The sequence below is a fragment of the Microbacterium sp. ZOR0019 genome (assembly GCF_000800925.1).
Lineage (GTDB): Bacteria > Actinomycetota > Actinomycetes > Actinomycetales > Microbacteriaceae > Microbacterium > Microbacterium aurugineum.
Map to the genome: position 1 here is coordinate 1 of NZ_JRKC01000075.1, position 21,223 is coordinate 21,223.

Genomic DNA, 21,223 nt, shown 5'->3' on the forward strand with positions numbered 1-21,223 from the left:
CCCCAGCCGAGCGGCTCGATCAGCAGGAGGTGCGCGACCACCAGACCCACCAGCTTGGCGAGCGTCACCCAGTCGGTCGGCAGTGTGGTGTCGACGTCCTCCGCCTCCTCGGCACCGCCGCGCTCACCGCGCAGCACGCCGATCAGCACGAAGACTGCAGAGGCGAGCAGGATGACCGACACGAAGATCGGGAACACCGTCGGGCCGGCCTTCATACCGACGGGGACATGGATCAGGAAGATGCCGACGACGGCGAAGATGCCGAGCGCGACCATGATGCCGGCGAACACGAGTTCGCCGAGGGCGACCCTCATGTCACTGCACCAGCCCGATGTTCTTCAGCGTCGCCGTGACCTCCTCGATGTTGCCCGTGAGGAACTCGTCGAACTCGTCCCCGACCAGGAAGGCGTCGGTCCAGCCCTTCGTCTCCAGCTGTTCGGTCCACGCCGCCGATTCGTGCAGCTCGGTGATGACGCGCACGAGCTCGTCCTTCGCGCCGTCGGAGATGCCCCCGGGGGCGATCACACCACGCCAGTTGGTGAGGACGACGTCGTACCCCTCTTCGGTGATGGTCGGGACGTCGGGGAGCTGTTCGACCGGCTCCTCGCTGGATACGGCGAGCGCCTTGAGCGCACCGCTCTCGACATGCTGGGCGAACTCGCCCACGCCCGAGATGCCCGCGGACACCTTTCCGCCGATCAGCAGCGGCACCGCCTCACCGCCACCGGAGTTGGGGGTGTAGTTGAGCTTCTCGGCGATCTCCGCTTCGTCGAGGCCCGCTTCTTCGAGCATGAGCCCGGCGAGGATGTGGTCGGCGCCGCCCGCCGACCCGCCGGTGATCGTGACCGACTGGCCGTTGTCGACGATGTCCTCCACCAGGTCCTCGAGCGTGTCGTACTTCGAGTCGGCGGGGACCACCACGACGAGGGGTTCATCCGTGAGCCGGGCGATCGGTGTCGTGTCCTCGATGCGCACGGCCGAGGCGTTCGTCTCGACGGCCCCGACCATCACGAGGCCCATCACCATGAGCGTGTTCGGGTTCTTCTCGTTGGCCAGCTGCGCCAGGCCCACGGTGCCGCCGGCTCCACCGACGTTCGTGACGGGTGCAGAGCTGACGATGTCGTCCTCCGTGAGCACCTGGGACAGCGCACGACCGGTCTGGTCCCATCCGCCGCCCGGATCGGCCGGGACCACGATCGAGACGTCGGTGACCGCAGCGGCCTCGGCGTCCCCACCGCCGCCGTCGTCCGTCGGTGCGCTGCCTCCGGCGCAGGACGTGAGGGTGAGTGCGGCCACCGCGATGGCGGCCAGGACTCCGATGCGTGCGTGCTTCATGTGCGCTCCTCCTTGAGCGTTCGTGGTGCTGTGCGTCCACACTGAGAGCCGGAGGGCCCTCGCTCAAGCTTCGGAAACCATTGGTCGGAGTTTCGAAACTATTGGTCGGGGACAGTGCCGTCCCCCGCTCGCACGGTCCGCCGTCTGGGGCGACAATGGTCAGGTGGCCTCGAAGATGACGCTCCGCATGCAGCTGCTCGTGCTGCAGGCGCTGATCGTGTTCCTGGTGACCCTCGCGACCGGCATCGTCGCCGGGGCGTTCCAGGAGCAGGCGCTCCGCGAGGCCTACAAGGACCGGATGCAGGCCGTCGCCCAGTCGATCGCCGCCCTCCCCGCCGTCCTCGCCGCGTTCGACGACATCGAGCCGTCGACGGCGATCCAGCCCATCGCCGAGGTCATCCGCGAGGCGTCCGATCTCGCCTACGTGGTGGTCGCCAACGAGGAGGGCATCCGCTACTCCCACCCGAATCCGGACCGCATCGGAGAGACGGTCTCCACCGACCCCTCCATCCCCCTCTCCGGCGAGGTGTACGTCGGCACGCAGACCGGCACGCTCGGCACGTCCTGGCGAGTCAAGGTGCCCATCCGCGACGACCATGACGAGGTGATCGGCACGGCGTCCGTCGGCATCCTCGAATCCGAGCTCAATGAGGAGTTCACGTCCAACCTCGCCTGGCTGATCTCCGCCATGCTCGCCGCGGCGGTCCTCGGGGTCTTCGGATCCGCGTGGGTCACCTCGGTCATCCGACGGCGCATCTACCGTCTCGAACCCCACCAGATCGCCGCACTCGTGAAGAACCAGGAGACGACGCTGCACGGCCTCAGCGAGGGCGTGATCACCGTCGACGACGAGGGCCGGATCACGCTCGTCAACGACGCAGCGGCGCGGTTCCTCGACCGCGATGCCGCCGAACTCGACGGCTCCCCCGCTGCCGACGTGCTCGGCGAAGAGCTGACCACGGTGCTGCGCGAGGGCGAGTCCGCCGGACGTCCGGTGATCGTCGGCTCCCACGTCCTGGTCGCCCGCAGCACCGGCAGCGAGGGCGAGGACGGCGGGATCGGGGCGACGCTGCTGCTGCGCGACCACACCGAGCTCCACGATGTCGTGCGCAGAGTCGAGGCGGCCGATGCGATCATCGCCTTCCGTCAGCGCTTCGGCATCCCCAAGGGGCTCAGCGCCGAGACGCTCGACCGGGTGTCCGCCGCCCTCGCTGCGCGTCCCGACGCATCCGCCACCGAGATCGGCGCGGATCTCGACATCTCGCGGGTGAGCGCACGACGCTACCTCGAGCATCTCGCGAGCTCCGGACGCGCGGTCCGCGCACTCGACTACGCGACCAAGGGCCGCCCCGGCACGCGCTACCGCATGAACGGGACGATCTGAATCCTCCCCTGGGACGCAGTGCCGTTGTATGCGACACTGGATCGCACTCGACGACGCCGTCAGCACACCCAGGATCGAAGGAGATCTCATGGTTCGCAGCACCTACCCCGATGTGGAGATCCCCGAGGTCTCCATCCACGAATTCCTCTTCGGAGGTCTCGGCGAGGAGGAGCTCGACACGATCGCTCTCGTCGACGGAGTGAGCGGGGCGACCACCACCTACCGACAGCTCGTCGGGCAGATCGATCTCTTCGCCGGCGCCCTCGCCGCCCGCGGAGTCGGCGTCGGGACCACGATCGGCGTCCTGTGCCCGAACGTCCCCGCGTTCGCCACGGTGTTCCACGGCATCCTCCGCGCCGGAGCGACCGCAACGACGATCAACTCCCTCTACACCACAGAAGAAATCGCGAATCAGCTCACCGACGCCGGTGCGACCTGGCTTGTGACGGTGTCTCCCCTGCTGCCCGGTGCCTCTGCTGCCGCGGAGAAGCTCGGCTTCGCAGCCGACCACGTCATCGTGCTCGACGGCGCCGAGGGGCACCCGTCGCTTCCGGCGCTCCTGGGCGAAGGCCACCCGGCGCCGGACGTGTCGTTCGACCCGGCGACACACCTGGCCGTGCTGCCGTACTCCTCCGGCACGACCGGTCGCCCGAAGGGTGTCATGCTCACCCACCGGAACCTCGTCGCCAACGTGTCGCAGTGCCGTCCGGTCCTGGGCGTCGAGGCGAGCGATCGCGTGCTGGCCGTGCTCCCCTTCTTCCACATCTACGGGATGACGGTGCTGCTCAACTTCGCGCTACGACAGCGCGCGGGGCTCGTCACGATGCCCAAGTTCGATCTGCCGGAGTTCCTCCGCATCATCGCGGAACACCGGACGACCTGGGTGTTCGTCGCTCCCCCGATCGCGGTCGCGCTGGCGAAGCATCCGATCGTCGACCAGTACGACCTCTCCGCCGTGAAGGTGATCTTCTCCGGAGCCGCCCCGCTCGACGGCGCTCTGGCCTCGGCGGTGGCGAACCGGCTCGGTTGCACGGTCACGCAGGGCTACGGCATGACCGAGACGAGTCCGGCGGTGAACCTCATCTCCGAGATCCGTGACGACATCGACCGCTCCGCCATCGGGCCGCTCGTGCCCAACACCGAAGCACGGCTGGTCGACCCGGAGTCCGGCGAGGATGTGGCCGTACCGGCCGAGGGCGCCAGCGAGCCGGGTGAGCTGTGGGTGCGCGGACCGCAGGTGATGGTCGGCTACCTCAACCGCCCCGACGCCACGGCCGAGATGCTCGACGCCGAGGGCTGGCTGCACACCGGAGACGTCGCGACCGTCACCCAGGACGGCATCTACCGCATCGTCGACCGGCTCAAGGAACTCATCAAGTACAAGGGCTACCAGGTCGCACCGGCCGTCCTCGAGGCGGTGCTGCTCGAGCATCCCGCCATCGCCGATGCTGCTGTCGTCGGTGCACTCGACGCCGACGGTCAGGAGGTCCCGAAGGCCTTCGTGGTTCGACAGCCGGACGCCGACCTCGATGCGGAGGCCGTGATGGCGCATGTCGCCGCCCACGTCGCGCCGCACGAGAAGGTGCGACAGGTCGAGTTCATCGAGGTGATCCCGAAATCGAGCTCCGGAAAGATCCTCCGCAAGGATCTGCGTGCACGCTGACCGGTCCGGAAACGAAGAAGCCCGCCACCCCGAATGGGGCGGCGGGCTTCTTCGTGAGCGAAGTGCTTACTCGGACTTCTTCTCGACAGCGTCCTCGGCGGCAGCCTCAGCGGCTTCGCCCTCGGCCTGCGACTCGGCGCCGGCGTCGGCGGCGTCCTCGGCGGGAGCCTCCTCAGCGGGCGTCTCCTCGACGACCTCAGCCGGCTCCTCGACCTTTTCGGTCTTCGGCGCTGCGGCCTTCTTGGTCGACTTCGCCTTCGGGGTGACGGGCTCGAGGACGAGCTCGATCACGGCCATCGGAGCGTTGTCGCCCTTACGGTTGCCGACCTTCGTGATGCGGGTGTAGCCACCCTCACGCTCGGCGACGAGCGGCGCGATCTCGGAGAAAAGGATGTGCACGACCTCCTTGTCACCGATGACCGACAGCACGCGACGACGCGCGTGCAGGTCGCCACGCTTGGCGAAGGTGATCAGACGCTCAGCGAGGGGACGAAGGCGCTTCGCCTTGGTCTCGGTCGTCTTGATCGACTTGTGGGTGTAGAGCGCCGCCGCGAGGTTGGCAAGCATGAGGCGCTCGTGTGCGGGGCCGCCTCCGAGGCGGGGACCCTTAGTGGGCTTGGGCATAATCGTCTAACTCCTGGTCAGAAAGGTCGGGTATCAGAAGGACTCGTCTTCGCTGCCGCCGTAGAAGTGGGAGCCGTCGAAACCGGGCACCGAATCCTTGAGCGACAGACCGAGCGAGATGAGCTTGTCGCGCACCTCGTCGACCGACTTCTGGCCGAAATTACGGATGTTCATGAGCTGCGTCTCCGACAGGGCGACGAGCTCAGAAACGGTGTTGATGCCCTCACGCTTCAGGCAGTTGTACGAGCGGACCGACAGGTCGAGGTCCTCGATCGGCATCGACAGCTCGCTGGAGTTCACAGCCTCCACCGGCGCCGGGCCGATCTCGATGCCCTCGGCCTCGACGTTCAGCTCGCGGGCGAGACCGAACAGCTCGGTGAGCGTCTTGGCAGCCGAAGCGACAGCGTCGCGGGGGCTGATCGCCGACTTGGTCTCGACGTCCAGGACGAGCTTGTCGAAGTCGGTGCGCTCCCCGGCACGGGTCGCGTCGACGCGGTAGCTGACCTTGAGGACCGGCGAGTAGATCGAGTCGATCGGGATCTGACCGGCCTCGGCGTACTCGTTGCGGTTCTGCGTCGCGGAGACGTAGCCACGGCCACGCTCGATCGTGAGCTCGAGCTCGAACTTCGCGGTGTCGTTGAGCGTCGCGATGACCAGCTCGGGGTTGTGCACCTCGACACCGGCCGGAGCCGAGATGTCGGCGGCGGTGACTTCGCCCGCTCCGGTCTTGCGCAGGTACGCGGTGATGGGCTCATCGCGCTCCGAGGAGACGACGAGCTGCTTGATGTTGAGGATGATCTCGGTGACATCCTCCTTCACGCCGGGGATGGTGCTGAACTCGTGCAGCACGCCGTCGATGCGAACGCTGGTGACAGCAGCACCGGGGATCGACGACAGCAGGCTGCGGCGCAGCGCGTTGCCGATCGTGTAACCGAAGCCGGGCTCCAGAGGCTCGATGATGAACCGGCTACGGTTCTCGACGATCTTTTCCTCGGTCAGTGTGGGACGCTGTGCAATAAGCACTCTGTGTTCCTTTCGATCACATGCCCGCTATATGACATGTGGTGGGGTGAGGTCTTGAGTTGTGGAAGTCGATGCCCGTACGCGGGCGTCGAGCCGCTCGGACCGTGGAGGGCCGAGCGGCTCGAAGCGCGCATCAGACGCGGCGACGCTTCGGCGGGCGGCAACCGTTGTGCGCCTGCGGAGTGACGTCCTGGATCGAACCCACCTCGAGGCCGGCGGCCTGCAGCGAGCGGATCGCCGTCTCGCGGCCGGAGCCCGGACCCTTCACGAGGACGTCGACCTTCTTGACACCGTGCTCCGCGGCCTGACGGGCTGCGGACTCGGCTGCCATGCCGGCGGCGTACGGGGTCGACTTGCGGGAGCCCTTGAAGCCCACGCCACCCGACGATGCCCAGGCGATGACGGCGCCGGACGGGTCGGTGATCGAAACGATGGTGTTGTTGAACGTCGACTTGATGTGGGCCTGGCCCAGCGCGATGTTCTTCTTTTCCTTGCGGCGCGGCTTGCGCGCGGCGGCCTTGGGTGCAGCCATGAAAATGTTCTCCTAGTCCCTGGGGCCGCGCTTAGCGGGCCTTCTTCTTGCCTGCGACGGTGCGCTTCGGGCCCTTGCGGGTACGGGCGTTGGTCTTGGTGCGCTGACCACGGACCGGGAGACCACGACGGTGGCGGATGCCCTCGTAGGAGCCGATCTCGACCTTGCGGCGGATGTCTGCGGCGACCTCGCGGCGCAGGTCACCCTCCACCTTGTAGTTGCCTTCGATGTAGTCGCGGAGGGCGATCAGCTGGTCGTCGCTGAGGTCCTTCACGCGGATGCTCTCGTCGATCTCCGTCGCCTTGAGGATCTCGACCGAGCGGGTACGGCCGACGCCGTAGATGTAGGTAAGGGCGATCACCACGCGCTTGTCGCGCGGGATGTCAACGCCGGCAAGACGTGCCATGCGGTTCTCCTGGGTGTTGTGGAGGTGTGGGACAGGATCGGTGCCCGGGCCTCCGCCCGAGGTGTCCCCCGCTTCCGCGGGTTCTGATCCTGCCGTCGTGTGTGTTCAGTTGTGAGATGTGCGTGAGCGATGCCGCACAGCGAGGGACTCAGCCCTGGCGCTGCTTGTGACGCGGGTTGCTCTTGCAGATCACCATGACGCGGCCGTGACGGCGGATCACCTTGCAGTGATCGCAGATGGGCTTGACGCTGGGGTTGACCTTCATGATGTTTCCTGTTCGCTGTCTTCGTACCGCCCCGGACAGGGGCAGGCCGTTACTTCTCGACCGATCAGCGGTAGCGGTAGACGATACGGCCGCGGGTCAGGTCGTAGGGGCTGAGCTCCACGACCACACGGTCCTCGGGGATGATACGGATGTAGTTCTGCCGCATCTTGCCGGAGATCGTTGCAAGGACCTTGTGTCCGTTGCTGAGCTCAACGCGGAACATCGCGTTGGGCAGAGCCTCGGAGATCACGCCCTCGATCTCGATGACACCGTCTTTCTTAGCCATAGCCTCGCTGACGCTTCTGCAGATCGGTCGATCTGCGGTGGGTGAATGGGTTGTGGTGCTGCACCGACGGACACGCCGAATCAAGGCACAAAGCACCAAAGATCTATGTTAGACGCTCGATTACCATCCGGCAACTCGGGCGTCCGGGGCGCGAAGCCGACCGGTCAGCCGATCAGCTGCTCCATCTTGGAGATGTCCCCGGCCTGGAGGTCGAGACGCTCGCCGTTGACCTCGATGGTCGGCGTTCCGGCGATCTCGTGGGCCTTCGCCTGCGCCGCACCGAACTTGCGGTACGTCTCGTCGGTGATGCACGAGACCGCGTCGTCCGCACCGACCTGTGTCGCGAAGCCGGCGATCTGGTCGTTCGTGAGACCGGAGGAGTTCTCCGCCGGCTGGTTCTCGAACAGCGTCTTCGCGAAATCGAGGTACAGGTCAGGGTTCGACTCCGCGACGCAGAAGGCCGCACCGGCAGAGCGCGACGAGAAGTCCGTGCCCTGCGAGAAACGGTCGAGGATCGCGATCGGGTGGTACTCGAGCGTGATGCGCCCGTCTGCCGCAGCCGCCTCCAGCTGCTCTCCGTACTGATCCTCGAAGCTCTTGCAGATGGGGCACTGGAAGTCCAGGAACACCGCGACGGTGTCTTCACCGTCCCCGAAGGAGATCGCCCCGGTCTCCGGGTCGAAAGTGTCGTTCGCGCTGGGTGCGGCGCCGGGCGAGGTCGCCTGGGTGTTGAGGAACACCACGAGTCCACCGATCGCCACCAGCACCACGACCACGGCGATGGAGACGCCGATCGCGAACCAGTTGGTGTTGCTCTTCGCCGCTGCCATTACTTTCCGATCTCTCGAGGCTCGACCCCGAACGGGGCGAGTCCGGCTCTTCCACCATCGGGCGCGGTCAGCACCCAGATACCTCCATCATGCAGGGCGACGCTATGTTCCCAATGGGAGCCATCGGTTCCGTCGACGGTCGTGACGGTCCAGCCATCCTCTTCGATGAAGGTCGCTTCTCCGCCGGCGGTGACCATCGGCTCGATCGCGAGCACGAGTCCCGGTTTGACGTCTTCCCCGCGATCGGGTGTGCGGTAGTTGAAGACGCTGGGGGCCTCGTGCATCTTGCGGCCGATGCCGTGACCGACGTACTCGCGAAGGATGCCGTACGGCTCACCGGAGACCGCGGAAGGGCCCTGGGCCTCGATGTACCCCTGGATGGCCGCACCGATCTCATCGATCGACGACGCGGATGCCATGGCGGCGATTCCGGCCCACATCGAGCCCTCCGTGACGCGCGAGAGCTCCTCGCGCTGTGCGACCAGCTCGGGCCGCTCCGGATCGGGCACCACGACGGTGATGGCACTGTCGCCGTTCCATCCCTGGAACTGCGCACCGCAGTCGACGGAGACGATGTCCCCCGGCTGCAGCACCCGCTCCCCCGGGATGCCGTGGACGACCTGCTCATTCACCGAGATGCAGGTGGTGTGGTGGTAGCCGCGCACGAGTTGGAAGTTGGACTCCGCACCGCGTGACAGGATCGCGCGGTTCGCGACGGTGTCGAGCTCCAGCGTGGCGACGCCGGCCTTGATCATCGGGCGGACGGCGTCCAGTGCTGCGGCGGTGATGAGCCCGGGCTCGACCATGGCTCGCAGGTGAGCCGGGGTCTTGTAGATCGACCGGCGGAACATCTCAGGAGGCGGAGGCCGCGAGACGCAGACCGCGCGCGGCCAGAGCATCCGCGATGCGCTCGGTGATCTCGTCGAGGGAGCCGACACCGTCGATGCGATCGACGATGCCCTTGGCGCCGTAGACCTCGAGGATCGGCGCGGTCTCGCGCTCGTAGATGTCGAGGCGGTGGCCGATGGCCTCCGGGGTGTCATCCGAACGTCCCTGCTCGGTCGCGCGCAGGGACAGACGAGACAGGCTCTCCTCGCGCGGCACGTCGAGGAGGATGACGGCGTCGAGGGCCTCCCCCCGCTCCGCGAGGAACGACTCCAGGTGAGCGACCTGCGCGGTGTTGCGCGGGTACCCGTCGAGCAGGAAGCCCTGCGCGGCGTCGGGCTGCGAAAGCCGGTCGCGCACGATCTCGCTCGTCAGCTCGTCCGGAACGAGGTCGCCCTTGTCGAGGATCGCCGTGACCTGCTGGCCGAGAGGCGTGCCCTCCTTGATGTTCGCGCGGAAGATGTCACCGGTCGACACGACCGGGATGCCGTAGGACTCGGCGATGCGCACGCCCTGCGTGCCCTTTCCGGAGCCCTGCGGGCCGACGATGAGAAGACGTGCGGATGCTGTCATCGGAGAAGCCCTTCATAGTGACGCTGCTGGAGCTGCGCATCGATCTGCTTGACCGTCTCGAGACCGACACCGACGATGATCAGGATCGACGCGCCACCGAACGGGAAGTTCTGGTTGGCGCCGACCGTGGCCAGCGCGATCAGCGGGATGAGCGCGATCAGACCGAGGTACAGCGAGCCGGGAAGCGTGATGCGGGTGAGCACGTAGTCGAGGTACTCGGCCGTGGGACGCCCTGCACGGATGCCGGGGATGAAGCCGCCGTACTTCTTCATGTTGTCCGCGACCTCGACCGGGTTGAACGTGATCGCCACGTAGAAGTAGGTGAAGCCGATGATCAGCAGGAAGTACGCGGCCATGTAGACCGGGCTGTTGCCCGTCGTGAAGTTCGCGCTGATCCACGAGACCCAGGCGGGCGGCGTCGAGCCGTCCTGCGGGGTGTTGAACTGAGCGATGAGCGCAGGGATGTACAGCAGCGACGACGCGAAGATCACGGGGATCACACCCGCCATGTTGACCTTGATCGGGATGTAGGTGTTCGTCCCGCCGTAGGTGCGGCGACCGACCATGCGCTTGGCGTACTGGACCGGGATCCTTCGCTGGGATTGCTCGACGAAGACGACGAGTCCCATCACGACGATTCCGACGAGCAGCACCAGGAGGAAGACCTCGAAGCCCTTGGTCTGCCAGATGAGCCCCATGGCTCCCGGGAACGTCGCGGCGATCGAGGTGAAGATGAGCAGGGACATGCCGTTGCCGATGCCGCGCTCGGTGACGAGCTCGGCGAACCACATGATCAGACCGGTACCCGCCGTCATCGCCATGATGATGAGCAGCTGCGCCCACCACACGTCGTTGGTCAGGAGCTGCTGGCAGGCCGCGAGATCTGTCGTCCCGAAGAGCTGACCGCTGCGCGCGACCGTGACGAGAGTCGTCGACTGGAGCAGCGCGAGAGCGATCGTGAGGTAGCGCGTGTACTGGGTCAGGCGGGCCTGACCGGCCTGGCCTTCCTTGTGCAGCGCCTCGAAGTGCGGGATGACCACGCGCAGGAGCTGCGTGATGATCGTCGCGGTGATGTACGGCATGACACCGAGCGCGAAGATCGACAGCTGCAGCAGCGCGCCACCGGAGAAGAGGTTGACCAGTCCGAGCAGACCATCGGTGCCCGCGTTGGCGGCGAGACACTCTTCGACGTTCGGGAAGTTCACGAACGGTGCCGGGACGTTGGAGCCGAGCCGGTAGATCGCGATGATGGCGAGGGTGAAACCGATCTTCCGACGCAGGTCGGGGGTGCGGAAGATCCGCGCGATGGCGCTAAACAAGGACGTTCCTCCTGAAAAGGTTGCCGATTCCCGAAGGACGGCTGAAAGACCAGGGTAACGCAAACCGGGCTTCCCGGAATTCGCCACCGATACCAGGCCCGCCGGATGCGGCCCCAGAGCGAGGTCTCGGAGTGTGAAACCACAAGAGGGGCCGGAGAATCTCCGGCCCCTCTTGCACTGCGGTTACTTGACGGATCCGCCCGCCGCGACGATCTTCTGCTCGGCGGAACCCGAGACCTTGTCGACCGAAACGGTGAGCTTCACGGCGATGTCGCCGTTACCGAGAACCTTGACCTTCTCGTTCTTGCGAACGGCACCCTTGGCGACCAGGTCGCCCACGGTGACGTCGCCACCCTTGGGGTACAGCTCCGCGAGCTTCTCCAGGTTCACGACCTGGTACTCCACGCGGAACGGGTTCTTGAACCCGCGCAGCTTCGGGGTGCGCATGTGCAGCGGCATCTGCCCACCCTCGAAGCCGACGCGAACGGTGTTGCGCGCCTTGGTGCCCTTGGTACCACGACCAGCGGTCTTACCCTTGGAGCCCTCACCACGGCCGACGCGAGTCTTGGCGGTGTTGGATCCGGGGACGGGACGCAGGTGGTGCACCTTCAGCACGCCGGGGCGGGACGCCGGAGCGTCCTTCGCGGGCGCAGCCTTCTTGGCAGCCGGCTTCTTGGCGGGAGCCTCAGCCTTGGCGTCGGCTGCTGCGCTCTTGGCCGGAGCCTTCTTCGCAGCAGGCTTCTTCTCGGCGGCAGCCTTGGGAGCTGCAGCCTTCTTCGGGGCCTTCTCAGCCTCGACGGCCTCGTTCTTCTCAGCCATTAGTCGATCTCCTCAACCTTGACGAGGTGGGCGACGGTCTTGACGTAACCGCGCGTCTGCGCGTCGTCGGGGCGGACGGTGGTGTCACCGATCCGCTTGAGACCGAGGCTGCGCAGCGTGTCGCGCTGGTTCTGCTTCTCGCTCACCTTGGACTTGATCTGCGTGACCTTCAGTCGCGCGGCCATCAGGCACCTACCTTCTGTGCGGCGATGGCCTCGGCCTCGGCGCGGACGAGGCGCGCGGGGGCGACCTGGTCGAACTCGAGGCCACGACGTGCGGCGACCGCACGAGGCTCCTCGAGCTGCTTCAGGGCGGTGACCGTCGCGTGCACGATGTTGATCGTGTTCGACGAGCCGAGCGACTTCGACAGCACGTCGTGGATACCGGCGCACTCGAGCACCGCGCGGACCGGACCACCGGCGATGACACCGGTACCGGCAGCGGCCGGGCGGAGCAGGACCACACCAGCGGCGGCCTCACCCTGCACGGGGTGCGGGATGGTGCTGCCGACGCGCGGAACGCGGAAGAAGTTGCGCTTGGCCTCTTCGACACCCTTCGAGATGGCCAGGGGGACCTCACGGGCCTTGCCGTAGCCGACGCCGACCAGACCGTTGCCGTCACCGACGACCACGAGAGCGGTGAAGCTGAAGCGACGACCGCCCTTCACGACCTTCGAGACACGGTTGATGGTGACGACGCGCTCCAGGAACTGGTTGTCACCACGGTCGCGCGAGTTGCGGTCGCGGCCACCCTGGTTACGGTCACCACGGCCACCACGGCGGCCGTCGCGCTGATCGCGAGCCGGCTCTGCCTGCGTGGTGCCTGCAGCCGTCTCGGAAGTGGCAGCAGCCGCTTCGGTCACTTCGTTCTCCTTGTTGTCACTCACAGTGCCAGACCCCCCTCACGGGCGCCGTCGGCGATGGCGGCGACACGACCGGCGTAGCGGTTGCCGCCACGGTCGAACACTGCCTCGGAAACGCCTGCGGCCTTCGCGCGCTCGGCGAGGAGCTCGCCGACCTTGCGGGCCTTGGCGGTCTTGTCACCCTCGAGCGAGCGCAGGTCGGTCTCGAGCGTCGAAGCCGACGCGACGGTGTGACCCTTGCTGTCGTCGACCAGCTGCACGAAGACGTGGCGGGCCGAACGGTTGACGACGAGACGCGGACGCGCCTCGGTGCCGACGACCTTCTTGCGAAGGCGGGCGTGACGACGCGCGCGGGCGTCAGACTTTGACTTGAGAGCCATGGTTACTTACCACTCTTTCCGGCCTTGCGACGCACGTTCTCGCCGGCGTAGCGCACACCCTTGCCCTTGTACGGCTCAGGCTTGCGGATCTTGCGGATGTTCGCAGCTGCCTCACCGACAGCCTGCTTGTCGATCCCGCTGACGGTGAGCTTGGTGGTGCCCTCGACCGTGAGCGTGATGCCGGCGGGCGGGTCGACCAGGACCGGGTGCGAGAAGCCGAGGGCGAACTCGACCGAGCTCCCCTTCTGCTGCACGCGGTAACCGGTGCCGACGACCTCGAGACCCTTGGTGTATCCCTGGGTCACGCCGATGATGTTGTTGTTGATGAGCGTGCGGGTCAGGCCGTGAAGCGACCGCGACTCGCGCTCGTCGTCGGGACGGGAGACCAGAACCTGGTTCTCCTCGACCGCGACCTCGATGGGGCTGGCCACCGTGAGGGTGAGCTCACCCTTGGGGCCCTTCACCGCGACCTCACGGCCGTCGACCGAAACGGTCACGCCCGCAGGAACGTCGATGGGAAGTCGTCCGATACGCGACATTTCGAATTACCACACGTAGGCGAGAACTTCTCCGCCCACGCCCTTCTGCTCAGCCTGACGGTCGGTGAGAAGACCGGAGGAAGTGGACAGGATGGCCACGCCGAGGCCGCCGAGGACCGTGGGCAGCTCGGTCGACTTCGCGTAGACGCGGAGACCGGGCTTCGAGACGCGCTTGATGCCGGCGATGGAGCGCTCACGGTTGGGACCGTACTTCAGCGTCAGCGTGAGGTTCTTCCCGACGCGAGCGTCAGAGGTCTCCCAACCGGCGATGTAGCCCTCCTGCTGGAGGATCTCAGCGATGTGCGTCTTGAGCTTGCTCGACGGCAGGGTCACGGAATCGTGGTGCGCCGAGTTCGCGTTGCGCAGACGGGTCAGCAGATCTGCGACCGGGTCTGTCATTGTCATTGTTGTTTTCCTTTGTTCATGAGGTTCCGGCTGCCGTTACACGACAGACGGCCTGCGATGACACGCAATTTTCAATTGTACGTGCACATCGACGGGCTCAGTGACACGAGACCACTGAGCCCGTCAAGGGTGTTACGCCTGTGCGTCTTCCGAGCGGAACGGGAAGCCGAGGTGGCGGAGCAGTGCCCGACCCTCGTCATCCGTCTTCGCGGTGGTGACGACGGTGATGTCGAAACCGCGAACCCGGTCGATCTTGTCCTGATCGATCTCGTGGAAAACGCTCTGCTCCTGGAGACCGAAGGTGTAGTTGCCGTTGCCGTCGAACTGCTTGGCCGAGAGACCGCGGAAGTCGCGGATACGGGGCAGAGCGAGCGAGACGAGGCGGTCGACGAACTCCCACGCGCGGTCGCCACGGAGGGTGACGTGCGCGCCGATGGCCTGACCCTCACGCAGCTTGAACTGCGCGATGGACTTGCGGGCCTTCGTGACGATCGGCTTCTGGCCGGTGATCTTGGTGAGGTCGTCGACCGCGCCATCGATCACCTTGCTGTCGCGAGCTGCCTCGCCGACACCGGTGTTCACGACGACCTTGACCAGTCCGGGGATCTGCATGACGTTCGAGTAACCGAACTCTTCCTGCATCGCCTTCTTGATCTCGGTGTTGTACTTCTGCTTCAGGCGCGGCTGGATCTTGCCAGCCGGCGCGGCAGTGTCGGTGCTCATCAGAGGTCCTTACCGCTCTTCTTCGCGTAGCGCACGCGGACGGTGCGCTTCACGCCGTCCTTCGTCTGCTCCTCGACCCGGTGGCCGACCTTGGTCGGCTTCTTGGTCGAGGGGTCGACGAGTGCGACGTTCGAGATGTGGATGGAGGCTTCGACGGTCTCGAGGCCTCCGGTCTTGGTGCCACGCTGCGTCTGTCCGACGCGGGTGTGCTTGGTGACGTAGTTCACGCCTTCGACGATGACGCGGTTCTTGTCGGAAAGGACGTCGAGGACCTTGCCCTGCTTACCGCGGTCGCCGCCACGCTCCTGCGTGGCACCCGTGATGACCTGAACCAGGTCACCCTTCTTGATCTTCGCCATGATTAGATGACCTCCGGCGCCAGCGAGACGATCTTCATGAACTTCTTGTCACGAAGCTCACGACCGACCGGTCCGAAGATACGGGTGCCGCGGGGCTCCCCGTCGTTCTTCAGGATCACGGCGGCGTTCTCGTCGAACTTGATGTAGGAGCCGTCCGGACGACGGACCTCCTTCTTGGTGCGGACGATGACCGCCTTGACGACGTCGCCCTTCTTGACGTTGCCACCGGGGATCGCGTCCTTGACGGTCGCGACGATGGTGTCGCCGAGGCCCGCGTAGCGGCGCTTCGAGCCACCGAGAACGCGGATCGTGAGCAGCTCCTTGGCGCCTGTGTTGTCGGCGACCTTGAGTCGGGATTCCTGCTGGATCACTTGGCCTTCTCCAGAATCTCCACCAGGCGCCAGCGCTTCGTGGCGCTGAGCGGGCGGGTCTCGTTGATCAGGACCAGGTCGCCGATGCCGGCGGTGTTCGCCTCATCGTGCGCCTTGACCTTCGAGGTGCGGCGGATGACCTTGCCGTAAAGCGGGTGCTTCACGCGGTCCTCGACCTCGACCACGATGGTCTTGTCCATCTTGTCGCTGACGACGTAGCCGCGACGCGCCTTGCGGTAGCCGCGTGCAGCGGTGTCGCGGACGTCGTGCTCGGACGACTCGTGTCCTGCGGCCTGCGTCTCCGCAGTCGCTTCCTTCTTGGTGGCCATCACTCAGCCTCTTCCTTCACGGCGTCGTCGGCGGAGTCCGCCTTCTTCGCCTTCGACTTGGTCGCCTTCTTGGCCGGAGCCTCGACCGGAGCGGGCGTCGCACGGATGCCCAGCTCGCGTTCGCGGATCACGGTGTAGAGACGCGCGATGTCGCGCTTGACGGCGCGGATGCGGCCGTGGCTCTCCAGCTGGCCGGTGGCCGACTGGAAACGGAGGTTGAACAGCTCCTCCTTGGCCTTGCGCAGCTCCTCGACGAGGCGCTGGTCTTCGAATGTGTCGAGCTCTGCCGGGGCGAGCTCCTTGGTGCCGATCGCCATTACGCGTCGCCCTCCTCGCGCTTGATGATGCGTGCCTTGAGCGGCAGCTTGTGAATTGCTCGGGTCAGAGCTTCGCGAGCGAGCTGCTCGTCGACACCCGCGACCTCGAAGAGGACACGGCCCGGCTTGACGTTGGCGACCCACCACTCGGGGGAACCCTTACCGGAACCCATGCGGGTCTCGGCAGGCTTCTTCGTGAGCGGACGGTCGGGGTAGATGTTGATCCACACCTTTCCACCACGCTTGATGTGACGGGTCATCGCGATACGAGCGGACTCGATCTGACGGTTCGTCACGTAAGCGGGCGAAAGCGCCTGGATACCGTACTCGCCGAAGGAGACCTTCGTGCCGCCGGTGGCCTGACCCGAGCGCCCGGGGTGGTGCTGCTTGCGGAACTTGACCTTACGGGGGATGAGCATTATGCCGACGCTCCTTCTGCGACAGGTGCCTCGTTGCGCGGGGCACGGCGGCGGTCGCCACCACGGTCGTCACGACGAGCCTTGGGTGCGTTGGCCTGCTCGCGAGCGAGCTCCTTCGCGGTCAGGTCGCCCTTGTAGATCCAGACCTTCACGCCGATGCGGCCGAAGGTGGTCTTCGCCTCGTAGAAGCCGTAGTCGATGTTCGCGCGCAGCGTGTGCAGCGGCACACGACCCTCGCGGTAGAACTCCGAACGGCTCATCTCGGCGCCGCCGAGGCGGCCGGAGACCTGAATACGGATGCCCTTGGCGCCGGCGCGCTGAGCGCCCTGCAGACCCTTGCGCATCGCACGACGGAACGCCACACGAGCAGAGAGCTGCTCGGCGATGCCCTGCGCAACGAGCTGAGCGTCGGCCTCGGGGTTCTTGACCTCGAGGATGTTCAGCTGGATCTGCTTGCCCGAGAGCTTCTCGAGGTCGCCGCGGATGCGCTCGGCCTCGGCTCCACGACGACCGATCACGATGCCCGGACGGGCGGTGTGGATGTCGACGCGGACGCGGTCACGGGTGCGCTCGATCTCGATGTTCGAGACACCGGCGCGGTCGAGCTGCGTCTTGAGCAGGTTGCGGATCTTGATGTCCTCGGCGACGTAGTCGGCGTAACGCTGCCCCGGCTTCGTCGAGTCAGAGAACCAACGCGAGACGTGGTCCGTCGTGATGCCGAGACGGAAGCCGTACGGGTTTACCTTCTGTCCCATTACTTGCTCGCCTTCTTGTTGCTGTCGCCCGTGGCGGCCGGAGCTGCCTCAGGCGTCGAGAGCACGACCGTGATGTGGCTCGTGCGCTTCTTGATCTGGAAAGCGCGACCCTGTGCACGGGGCTGGAAACGCTTGAGCGTCGTGCCCTCGTCGACGTACGCGTTCGCCACGTACAGGTCCTGCTCGTCGAGGAATTCGCCGTCGCGATCCGCCTTCACCTGCGCGTTGGCCATGGCCGACGCGACAAGCTTGTAGATCGGCTCGCTGGCGCTCTGCTGCGCGAACTTCAGGATGGCGAGAGCCTCCTGAGCCTGCTTGCCCTTGATGAGCGCGACGACACGGCGAGCCTTCTGAGGGGTCACGCGGATGTGTCGCACGCGTGCGATCGATTCGACCATTAGCGGCGCCGCCCCTTCTTGTCGTCCTTCTCGTGACCGCGGAAGGTGCGGGTGGGCGCGAACTCGCCCAGCTTGTGACCGACCATGGTCTCGGACACGAACACAGGGATGTGCTTGCGTCCGTCGTGGACCGCGATCGTGTGACCCAGCATGGCCGGGATGATCATGGACCGACGGGACCAGGTCTTGATGACGTTCTTGGTGCCGGCTTCGTTCTGCACGACCACCTTGCGAAGCAGGTGATCGTCGACGAAGGGGCCCTTCTTAAGACTGCGAGGCATCTTCTCTTACTCCTACTTGCGCTTCTTGCCGGCGTTACGACGACGCACGATGTACTTGTCGCTTTCCTTGTTGGCGTGACGGGTACGACCCTCCGCCTGGCCCCACGGGGAGACGGGGTGACGACCACCGGAGGTCTTACCCTCACCACCACCGTGCGGGTGGTCGACCGGGTTCATCGCGACACCACGGACCGTCGGGCGGACGCCCTTCCAGCGCATACGGCCGGCCTTGCCCCAGTTGATGTTCGACTGCTCGGCGTTGCCGACCTCGCCGATGGTCGCGCGGCAGCGCGCATCGACGTTGCGGATCTCACCCGAGGGGAGACGCAGCTGGGCGTAGGGGCCGTCCTTGGCGACGAGACGGACGGATGCACCGGCCGAACGTGCCATCTTCGCGCCGCCGCCGGGGCGGAGCTCGATCGCGTGGATGACGGTACCGGTGGGGATGTTCTTCAGCGGGAGGTTGTTACCCGGCTTGATGTCAGCCCCGGCACCCGACTCGACGATGTCGCCCTGCTTCAGCTTCGCCGGAGCGAGGATGTAGCGCTTCTCACCGTCGAAGTAGTGCAGCAGCGCGATGCGCGCGGTGCGGTTGGGGTCGTACTCGATGTGAGCGACCTTGGCGTTGACGCCGTCCTTGTCATTGCGACGGAAGTCGATGACGCGGTACTGGCGCTTGTGGCCGCCACCGATGTGACGGGTCGTGATGCGGCCCTGGTTGTTGCGACCACCGGTCTTCGAGAGCGGGCGCAGCAGCGACTTCTCCGGCGTCGATCGAGTGATCTCGGCGAAGTCAGCCACCGACGAGCCGCGACGGCCCGGGGTCGTGGGCTTGTACTTGCGAATAGCCATGATTGTCCTTATCCCCCGGATCAGCCGATTGCCGTGAAGATGTCGATGGTGCCCGACTTCAGGGTGACGATGGCGCGCTTGGTGTCCTTGCGCTTGCCGGTTCCGAAGCGGGTGCGGCGAGCCTTGCCGACGCGGTTGAGGGTGTTGACCCCTGCGACCTTGACGCCGAAGATCTTCTCGATGGCGAGCTTGATCTCGGTCTTCGAAGCGCGCGGGTCGACGAGGAAGGTGTACTTTCCTTCATCGATGAGCCCGTAGCTCTTCTCGGACACGACCGGCTTCAGGATGATGTCGCGCGGGTCCTTGTTCAGGGCCGTCTGGAGAACAGATGCCTGCTCGCTCATGCGGAGACCTCCTGGTTGGCGCCGGACTTGGAGGCGATGAAGCCCTCGAGCGCGGCCTGGGTGAAGACGATGTCGTCGGAGACGAGCACGTCGTATGCGTTGAGCTGGTCGAACGTCAGCACGTGCAGGTTCGACAGGTTGCGGATGCTCTTCAGCGTCACGTCGTCGCCCCGCTCGATGACGACGAGCACGTTCTTCGACGAGACGACGTTGGTGAGGAAGCTCACGGCGGTCTTGGTCGAGGGCGTGCCGTCGATCCCGAAGGAGTCGATGGCGTGGATGCGGTCTCCGCGGAAGCGGTCGCTGAGCGCGCCCAGCAGGGCGGCGGCGATCATCTTCTTGGGGGTGCGCTGCGAGTAGTCACGCGGCTTCGGGCCGTGGACGATGCCACCACCGGTCATGTGCGGCGCGCGGATGGAACCCTGACGGGCGTTACCCGTGCCCTTCTGCTTGAAGGGCTTGCGGCCGGCACCGGAGACCTCGCCACGACGCTTGGTCGAGTGCGTGCCCTGGCGTGCCGCCGCGAGCTGCGCGACGACGACCTGGTGGATGAGCGGGATGTTCGTCTTGGCGTCGAACAGTGCGGCGGGAAGCTCGATGGAGCCTGCCTTCTTGCCGTCTGCCTTGAGGACGTCGAGCGCGAGAGTGGAGTCAGCCATGATCAGGCACCCTTCACTGCGTTGCGGACATAGACGATGCGACCACGAGCACCGGGGACGGCGCCCTTGACGAGCATGAGTCCCTTCTCGATGTCGATGGCGTGCACCGTGAGGTTGAGGACGGTCACGCGCTCGCCACCCATACGGCCGGCCATGCGCATGCCCTTGAAGACGCGGCTCGGGGTCGACGATGCGCCGATGGAGCCGGGCTTGCGGTGGTTGCGGTGTGCACCGTGCGAAGCCGAGACGCCCTTGAAGTTGTGGCGCTTCATGACACCGGCGAAGCCCTTGCCCTTGCTCGTGCCGACGACGTCGACGAGCTGGCCTGCCTCGAAGGTGCCGTCGACCGTGAGCTCCTGGCCCAGGGTGTAGTCGCCGGCGTCCGCGGTGCGGATCTCGGTGACGTGACGACGCGGCGTGACGCCGGCTGCCTCGAAGTGAGCGGAGAGCGGCTTGTTCACCTTGCGGGGGTCGATCTGGCCGTAGGCGATCTGCACGGCGTTGTAGCCGTCCTTCTCGGGGGTACGGACCTGGGTGACCACGTTCGGTGCCAGCTCGATGACGGTGACGGGAACGAGCTTGCCGCTCTCGTTCCAGACCTGGGTCATGCCGAGCTTCGTGCCGAGCATGCCCTTGGAAACCTTGGAATTGATGTCAGCCATGTCGAACCTCAGAGCTTGATCTCGATGTTGACATCGGCCGGCAGGTCGAGACGCATCAGCGAGTCGACAGCCTTGGGCGTCGGGTCGACGATGTCGATCAGACGCTTGTGGGTGCGCATCTCGAAGTGCTCGCGGCTGTCCTTGTACTTGTGGGGCGACCGGATGACGCACACGACGTTCTTCTCGGTCGGAAGGGGCACGGGGCCGACGACGGTTGCGCCCGCACGGGTCACGGTGTCGACGATCTTGCGTGCGGACGTGTCGATGACCTCGTGGTCATACGACTTCAGGCGAATGCGGATCTTCTGTCCCGCCATTGTCTGCTCTCTCTCTTTAGGCGTCTTACCGTCCGGGACCGGGTGGCCCTGGGGCATTGGACGCACGTCGGCGCTGTTCGCGCCTCGGCACGAGAACGGCTCTCACGAGTCGATCTGCTGCACCACTGTTCTTCTGTCAGCCGGAAGCCGTGAGGCGACCGGATGCCGACCTTCCACCGCGCACGGCGGAACCCTTCATGATGAGGGGGTGTCGGGGTGTGTTCTGCTACCCGCGGCCTAGAACCCTGCGCCGTCCCGGAGGAGGCGCCGTCTATGCACTGCCCTGGCAGTGATCCGTTGCACGCAC

At 66.0% G+C, this 21,223-nt stretch carries 34 protein-coding genes; 2 read left to right on the top strand and 32 right to left on the bottom strand.

Going from position 1 to position 21,223, the window contains the following annotated elements:
* Positions 1-314 (bottom strand): tripartite tricarboxylate transporter TctB family protein (locus L978_RS14925; protein WP_047524093.1); only part of this gene is annotated, 314 nt, incomplete at its 3' end.
* Position 315: 1 nt separating this feature from the next.
* Complete coding sequence (locus L978_RS14930; RefSeq protein ID WP_047524094.1) at positions 316-1,335, bottom strand: Bug family tripartite tricarboxylate transporter substrate binding protein; 1,020 nt, start codon at positions 1,333-1,335, stop codon at positions 316-318.
* A gap of 163 nt (positions 1,336-1,498) precedes the next feature.
* On the opposite strand from L978_RS14930, the gene L978_RS14935 reads away from it, so the two are divergent.
* Together L978_RS14935 and L978_RS14940 are read left to right on the top strand one after the other, a co-directional pair.
* Positions 1,499-2,719, top strand: a complete 1,221-nt coding sequence (locus tag L978_RS14935; protein WP_047524095.1) for a PAS domain-containing protein — start codon at positions 1,499-1,501, stop codon at positions 2,717-2,719.
* Between the two features lie 88 nt (positions 2,720-2,807).
* Positions 2,808-4,382 (top strand): AMP-binding protein, encoded by a 1,575-nt coding sequence (locus L978_RS14940; protein WP_047524134.1) that lies wholly within the window; start codon positions 2,808-2,810, stop codon positions 4,380-4,382.
* Between the two features lie 66 nt (positions 4,383-4,448).
* Here L978_RS14940 and rplQ read toward each other — a convergent pair whose 3' ends face one another.
* The 30 genes from rplQ to rpsJ form a co-directional block, all read right to left on the bottom strand.
* Positions 4,449-5,006: a 50S ribosomal protein L17 gene (gene rplQ, locus L978_RS14945; protein ID WP_047524096.1), complete on the bottom strand. Its 558-nt coding sequence runs from the start codon at positions 5,004-5,006 to the stop codon at positions 4,449-4,451.
* A 33-nt stretch (positions 5,007-5,039) separates the two neighbouring features.
* The gene (locus tag L978_RS14950; protein WP_047524097.1) at positions 5,040-6,029 is read right to left on the bottom strand and encodes a DNA-directed RNA polymerase subunit alpha; all 990 of its coding nucleotides are present in this window, start codon (positions 6,027-6,029) and stop codon (positions 5,040-5,042) included.
* Between the two features lie 133 nt (positions 6,030-6,162).
* Positions 6,163-6,561: a 30S ribosomal protein S11 gene (gene rpsK, locus L978_RS14955; RefSeq protein WP_017829189.1), complete on the bottom strand. Its 399-nt coding sequence runs from the start codon at positions 6,559-6,561 to the stop codon at positions 6,163-6,165.
* Between the two features lie 31 nt (positions 6,562-6,592).
* Entirely contained in the window at positions 6,593-6,967 is a 375-nt protein-coding gene (gene rpsM, locus L978_RS14960) for a 30S ribosomal protein S13 (protein ID WP_047524098.1), read from the bottom strand.
* Positions 6,968-7,115: 148 nt separating this feature from the next.
* On the bottom strand, positions 7,116-7,232 hold the full coding sequence (rpmJ, locus tag L978_RS14965; protein WP_005050492.1) for a 50S ribosomal protein L36: 117 nt from the start codon (positions 7,230-7,232) through the stop codon (positions 7,116-7,118).
* Positions 7,233-7,296: 64 nt separating this feature from the next.
* Complete coding sequence (infA, locus tag L978_RS14970; RefSeq protein ID WP_017201569.1) at positions 7,297-7,518, bottom strand: translation initiation factor IF-1; 222 nt, start codon at positions 7,516-7,518, stop codon at positions 7,297-7,299.
* Positions 7,519-7,682: 164 nt separating this feature from the next.
* On the bottom strand, positions 7,683-8,348 hold the full coding sequence (locus L978_RS14975; RefSeq protein ID WP_047524099.1) for a DsbA family protein: 666 nt from the start codon (positions 8,346-8,348) through the stop codon (positions 7,683-7,685).
* Positions 8,348-9,199, bottom strand: coding sequence for a type I methionyl aminopeptidase (gene map / locus L978_RS14980; protein WP_047524135.1), 852 nt, complete (start codon positions 9,197-9,199; stop codon positions 8,348-8,350). The genes L978_RS14975 and map overlap by 1 nt, the downstream gene beginning before the upstream one ends.
* A gap of 1 nt (position 9,200) precedes the next feature.
* A complete protein-coding gene (locus L978_RS14985; RefSeq protein WP_047524100.1) occupies positions 9,201-9,806 on the bottom strand; it encodes an adenylate kinase in 606 nt (201 codons plus the stop codon).
* Positions 9,803-11,125, bottom strand: coding sequence for a preprotein translocase subunit SecY (gene secY / locus L978_RS14990; protein ID WP_047524101.1), 1,323 nt, complete (start codon positions 11,123-11,125; stop codon positions 9,803-9,805). The genes L978_RS14985 and secY overlap by 4 nt, the downstream gene beginning before the upstream one ends.
* A 183-nt stretch (positions 11,126-11,308) precedes the next feature.
* Complete coding sequence (rplO, locus tag L978_RS14995; protein ID WP_052193795.1) at positions 11,309-11,944, bottom strand: 50S ribosomal protein L15; 636 nt, start codon at positions 11,942-11,944, stop codon at positions 11,309-11,311.
* Positions 11,944-12,129: a 50S ribosomal protein L30 gene (gene rpmD, locus L978_RS15005; RefSeq protein ID WP_017201575.1), complete on the bottom strand. Its 186-nt coding sequence runs from the start codon at positions 12,127-12,129 to the stop codon at positions 11,944-11,946. The genes rplO and rpmD overlap by 1 nt, the downstream gene beginning before the upstream one ends.
* A complete protein-coding gene (gene rpsE, locus L978_RS15010; protein ID WP_029260927.1) occupies positions 12,129-12,830 on the bottom strand; it encodes a 30S ribosomal protein S5 in 702 nt (233 codons plus the stop codon). The genes rpmD and rpsE overlap by 1 nt, the downstream gene beginning before the upstream one ends.
* On the bottom strand, positions 12,827-13,186 hold the full coding sequence (gene rplR / locus L978_RS15015) for a 50S ribosomal protein L18 (protein ID WP_017201578.1): 360 nt from the start codon (positions 13,184-13,186) through the stop codon (positions 12,827-12,829). Before rplR ends, rpsE begins: the two co-directional genes overlap by 4 nt.
* 2 nt (positions 13,187-13,188) lie before the next feature.
* Positions 13,189-13,725, bottom strand: coding sequence for a 50S ribosomal protein L6 (gene rplF / locus L978_RS15020; RefSeq protein WP_047524102.1), 537 nt, complete (start codon positions 13,723-13,725; stop codon positions 13,189-13,191).
* A 6-nt stretch (positions 13,726-13,731) separates the two neighbouring features.
* Positions 13,732-14,130, bottom strand: coding sequence for a 30S ribosomal protein S8 (gene rpsH / locus L978_RS15025; protein WP_047524103.1), 399 nt, complete (start codon positions 14,128-14,130; stop codon positions 13,732-13,734).
* 132 nt (positions 14,131-14,262) lie between these two features.
* Positions 14,263-14,853, bottom strand: a complete 591-nt coding sequence (gene rplE, locus L978_RS15030) for a 50S ribosomal protein L5 (RefSeq protein WP_047524104.1) — start codon at positions 14,851-14,853, stop codon at positions 14,263-14,265.
* A complete protein-coding gene (gene rplX, locus L978_RS15035; RefSeq protein WP_047524105.1) occupies positions 14,853-15,212 on the bottom strand; it encodes a 50S ribosomal protein L24 in 360 nt (119 codons plus the stop codon). Before rplX ends, rplE begins: the two co-directional genes overlap by 1 nt.
* Before the next feature lie 2 nt (positions 15,213-15,214).
* Entirely contained in the window at positions 15,215-15,583 is a 369-nt protein-coding gene (gene rplN / locus L978_RS15040) for a 50S ribosomal protein L14 (protein ID WP_017201583.1), read from the bottom strand.
* Complete coding sequence (gene rpsQ / locus L978_RS19240; RefSeq protein ID WP_047524106.1) at positions 15,580-15,912, bottom strand: 30S ribosomal protein S17; 333 nt, start codon at positions 15,910-15,912, stop codon at positions 15,580-15,582. The genes rplN and rpsQ overlap by 4 nt, the downstream gene beginning before the upstream one ends.
* Positions 15,912-16,229, bottom strand: coding sequence for a 50S ribosomal protein L29 (gene rpmC, locus L978_RS19245; RefSeq protein WP_017829202.1), 318 nt, complete (start codon positions 16,227-16,229; stop codon positions 15,912-15,914). The genes rpsQ and rpmC overlap by 1 nt, the downstream gene beginning before the upstream one ends.
* A complete protein-coding gene (gene rplP / locus L978_RS15055) occupies positions 16,229-16,648 on the bottom strand; it encodes a 50S ribosomal protein L16 (protein ID WP_047524107.1) in 420 nt (139 codons plus the stop codon). The genes rpmC and rplP overlap by 1 nt, the downstream gene beginning before the upstream one ends.
* Positions 16,648-17,403 carry a 30S ribosomal protein S3 gene (gene rpsC / locus L978_RS15060; protein ID WP_017201587.1) on the bottom strand — a complete coding sequence of 252 codons (756 nt, stop codon included), beginning with the start codon at positions 17,401-17,403 and terminating at the stop codon, positions 16,648-16,650. Before rpsC ends, rplP begins: the two co-directional genes overlap by 1 nt.
* Complete coding sequence (rplV, locus tag L978_RS15065; RefSeq protein ID WP_021201121.1) at positions 17,403-17,801, bottom strand: 50S ribosomal protein L22; 399 nt, start codon at positions 17,799-17,801, stop codon at positions 17,403-17,405. The genes rpsC and rplV overlap by 1 nt, the downstream gene beginning before the upstream one ends.
* Positions 17,801-18,082, bottom strand: coding sequence for a 30S ribosomal protein S19 (gene rpsS / locus L978_RS15070; RefSeq protein WP_017829205.1), 282 nt, complete (start codon positions 18,080-18,082; stop codon positions 17,801-17,803). Before rpsS ends, rplV begins: the two co-directional genes overlap by 1 nt.
* A 12-nt stretch (positions 18,083-18,094) precedes the next feature.
* Positions 18,095-18,934 (bottom strand): 50S ribosomal protein L2, encoded by an 840-nt coding sequence (gene rplB, locus L978_RS15075; RefSeq protein ID WP_017201590.1) that lies wholly within the window; start codon positions 18,932-18,934, stop codon positions 18,095-18,097.
* A gap of 20 nt (positions 18,935-18,954) precedes the next feature.
* Positions 18,955-19,278 carry a 50S ribosomal protein L23 gene (gene rplW, locus L978_RS15080; protein ID WP_017829206.1) on the bottom strand — a complete coding sequence of 108 codons (324 nt, stop codon included), beginning with the start codon at positions 19,276-19,278 and terminating at the stop codon, positions 18,955-18,957.
* A complete protein-coding gene (gene rplD / locus L978_RS15085) occupies positions 19,275-19,937 on the bottom strand; it encodes a 50S ribosomal protein L4 (RefSeq protein WP_047524108.1) in 663 nt (220 codons plus the stop codon). The genes rplW and rplD overlap by 4 nt, the downstream gene beginning before the upstream one ends.
* A 2-nt stretch (positions 19,938-19,939) precedes the next feature.
* Entirely contained in the window at positions 19,940-20,599 is a 660-nt protein-coding gene (gene rplC / locus L978_RS15090) for a 50S ribosomal protein L3 (RefSeq protein WP_047524109.1), read from the bottom strand.
* A gap of 8 nt (positions 20,600-20,607) precedes the next feature.
* A complete protein-coding gene (rpsJ, locus tag L978_RS15095) occupies positions 20,608-20,916 on the bottom strand; it encodes a 30S ribosomal protein S10 (protein ID WP_017201594.1) in 309 nt (102 codons plus the stop codon).
* Positions 20,917-21,223 lie beyond the last annotated feature (307 nt).